At 46.4% G+C, this 2,209-nt stretch carries 2 protein-coding genes; both read left to right on the plus strand.

Translation table 11 applies throughout. The annotated features are described in order from the left end of the window. A partial coding sequence (locus tag M23134_RS37075; protein WP_045115097.1) for a phage tail tape measure protein occupies nt 1-1,712 on the plus strand: 1,712 nt, incomplete at its 5' end. Nucleotides 1,713-2,015: 303 nt separating this feature from the next. Next, nucleotides 2,016-2,209 (plus strand): hypothetical protein (locus M23134_RS37080; protein WP_002706223.1); only part of this gene is annotated, 194 nt, incomplete at its 3' end.

Raw genomic sequence — 2,209 nt, forward strand, 5'->3', positions numbered from 1 at the left:
GGCTGGCCAGCATGACCCAGGAGCTTGAACGGGTCACCGCCAATATGACTGACAGGCAAAAGCAAGCGACTTTATCTACTCTTTTTGGCGCCAACGCGCTTAAAAACTTTTCAACTTTACTTGACACCCGAAAAAAAATACAAATTGATGCCACCAATGCCACCCAGGTAGCGCTGATGAAGCGACTCATTGGGGAAAAACGTTTGCAGGCTGCCCTCAAAAATGGAGGAGAGACTGTACTCAAAGGAGCGGAGGCACTCAAGGCGTACAATCTGATTCTGGCAACTTCTGAAGGTACTGCCAAAAAAATGGCCAAAACCATGGAAGATAACCTGGCGGGGGATGTCACCAAGGCAAAGTCAGCTTTTAGTGGGTTGATGATTGAAATCGGCGACCGCTTTGACCCTTTCCTGCGCCGGATGACTCAATCAATGATAGGGGTGCTGAGCAACCTGGGCGAAAACTTCGGAACGTATTACAAAACCCTCAGCGATGCTTTTGCACCTTTACGTAAAGCCTTTGGGCAGTTCAAACGCGATTTGTTGGGGGCACAAGGTAGTCTGGGCGACTTTGGCAATGCTTCACTTGGCGTAAAAGAAGTGGTACAGGGCATTGCCCAGGCAGTCAGCTTTGTCTCGCCTTTTATTGCCACGATGCTTGCTAATATCTCAGGGTTGATTGGTCGCCTGGTCACTACCTTTGCCCCCATGAAAGATCGTCTTCAGCAACTCCTGGGTGGGCTGCGCACCAACCTGCTGATAGTCAGCCAGGACGTGTGGAACATTGCGGGCAACCTGATTGGGGCATTATCCCCTCTCATTGAAGTGGTGCTCAACGTGGCAAACACCTTAATAGATAATTTTGGTCACATCTGGAAGGCAATTACCGGGGTAGTAAATATGGTACTACCTTTTGTCTACCAGCTTGCCGATTCGTTTCGGGCAAATGTAGATGTAGGGGGCTTGCTGGGGAGTGTCATGGGAGGAGTCACTGCCGTGATCAATGGTTTGCGTCCGGTACTTCGGGTGATTTTACGTCTGCTCACTCCTTTGGGTAAGCTCTTTTTGTGGATTGGGGGCATTTTGCTCAAAGTGGTAGGGGTTGCCTTTGAAGGTTTGGGTACCATTGTGGGCAAAGTATTTGGTGGCATAGGCGATTTGTTCAACTGGTTGATTGACAAGTTTAGCTGGGTGTTCAACAAGATCAAACAAGGGCTACGCCTGATTGGGGTGATGTCGAAAGAAGCAGACAGCGTGAGTCAAAAACAAAAGGATAAAATCCAAAAGCCAAAGCCTAAAACTCCCGCCGAAGAACAACAGGAAAAGGAAGAAAAAGAACGCAAAAAACGCTTCAAAAAACTACAGGATGAGATAGACCAGTTCAACGAAGACCGCAAGAAAAAAACGGTGGATACGATGACTGGTGCGGCTTTCAACACCTTGATTGCCCCCACTAAACAATCTGGTAAAACCACCAAGGCAACCCCGGAGGGCAGCAGTGGGGCCACCAGTGCGAGTGGCATGAACAAAATCACAGGCGGAGGCAGCAAACAGGTCAATATCAATATTACCATTGGCAACATCATCGGCATGAACGTAGACAGCATCAACAACCTGGATGCCAAAGGTCAGGAGGTGCAACAATCAGCCGATTTTATTGTACAGGAGATTGTCCGTAAGATCAATGGGGCAATGATGGTGCAGGAGGGGTAGGCCAGCTTTAATAGTGAGCTATGCCTGGTACTTTTCACCTGTAACTTTATTGACAAGAAAAAATGGTATATCAAACAAATCAACTATATACAAGTACGTTTGCCGTGAGATGCGTAATATTTCAATACTTCGCCCGCATTGGTACGGTCACCACCTCTAACTTTGTACCATTGAGTGGTACAAGCAAACTGATTTTAACTTAATCTATATTGAGTAAGGCGGCGCACCCGAGGCGACTTACACCAGCGGGGGCTGAAAGAAACAAATGCATTCCTCACTCGTAGAAAAAAGGAACGCATTAAAATGCACACTAGTGGGGACTTATCACTTGAAGCAACCAATGCAATTGCTAAATATTTTGAGATGACTATTGATGAGCTTGTTAATTTTGACGGGAATGTACCTGAAGAAATAACTATAGGAGATAAAAGCCTCACTGAAAAGGTAAAATTGATTGCTTTGCTGGATGAAGACGAAAAAAATGTAGTCTTCAAAAT

This window comes from Microscilla marina ATCC 23134 (assembly GCF_000169175.1).
GTDB lineage: Bacteria > Bacteroidota > Bacteroidia > Cytophagales > Microscillaceae > Microscilla > Microscilla marina.